Source organism: Streptomyces sp. NPDC048018, assembly GCF_043202995.1.
GTDB lineage: Bacteria > Actinomycetota > Actinomycetes > Streptomycetales > Streptomycetaceae > Streptomyces.
Window position 1 is genome coordinate 1 of record NZ_JBIDBK010000012.1, and the last position, 946, is coordinate 946.

General features: G+C 69.3%; 1 rRNA gene and 1 pseudogene. One reads left to right on the forward strand and one right to left on the reverse strand.

The features are described from left to right. A 5S ribosomal RNA gene (rrf, locus tag ACGF1Z_RS32005) occupies positions 1–92 on the forward strand; the annotation flags it as partial. A gap of 28 nt (positions 93–120) precedes the next feature. On the opposite strand, the pseudogene ACGF1Z_RS32010 reads toward rrf, so the two are convergent. Then, a pseudogene (locus ACGF1Z_RS32010) lies at positions 121–946 on the reverse strand (hypothetical protein); the annotation flags it as partial.

Below are 946 nucleotides of genomic sequence, written 5' to 3' on the forward strand. Positions count from 1 at the left end.
CGCCCGGTTACATTCCGAACCCGGAAGCTAAGCCTTTCAGCGCCGATGGTACTGCAGGGGGGACCCTGTGGGAGAGTAGGACGCCGCCGAACAATATTTCAGGACCCCTGGTCCCAGCGTTCACGCTGGGACCAGGGGTCCTTTTGTTTTTCCTTGTACTTTTGAAAGCGCGGTGCCGTGCCGGCTGCGCGAGAATGACTGCAGTACCCGAAGACAGGAGTCACGTCGATGTCCACCAACTCTCCCGACGATCGTCCGGAGCGCGAGCCGCGTCACCGGGACGGTGGCGAGCGGGGCGGCTTCCGTGGCCCGCGTCGTGACGACAACCGAGGCGGCGGCTACCGCGGCGGCCGCGACGACAACCGCCGCGACGACCGCCGTGATGACCGTCGCGACGACCGCTCCGGTGGTTTCCGCCGCGACGACAACCGCGGTGGCGACCGCCCCCCGTTCCGCCGCGACGACCGTCGTGACGACCGTCCCGGTGGCTTCCGCCGCGACGACAACCGTCCCCCGTTCCGCCGCGACGACCGTGGTGACAGCCGTGGTGACAACCGTGGTGGCGACCGTCGTGACGACAACCGTGGCGGTGGCTACCGCGGCCGTGACGACCGTCCGGGATTCCGGCGTGACGACCGGCGTGATGACCGTCGTGACGAGCGTCCCGGTGGTTTCCGTCGTGACGACAACCGTCCCTCGTACCGTCGTGACGACCGGGGCGACAGCCGTCCGGCCTTCCGCCGTGACGAGCGTCAGGACGAGCGCCCCGGCGGCTTCCGCCGCGACGACCGTGGTGACAACCGTGGTGGTGACCGTCGTGACGACAACCGTGGCGGCGGCTACCGCGGCCGCGACGACCGTCCGGGCTTCCGTCGTGACGACCGGCGCGATGACCGTCGTGACGAGCGTCCCGGTGGTTTCCGCCGTGACGACAACCGTCCCGTAC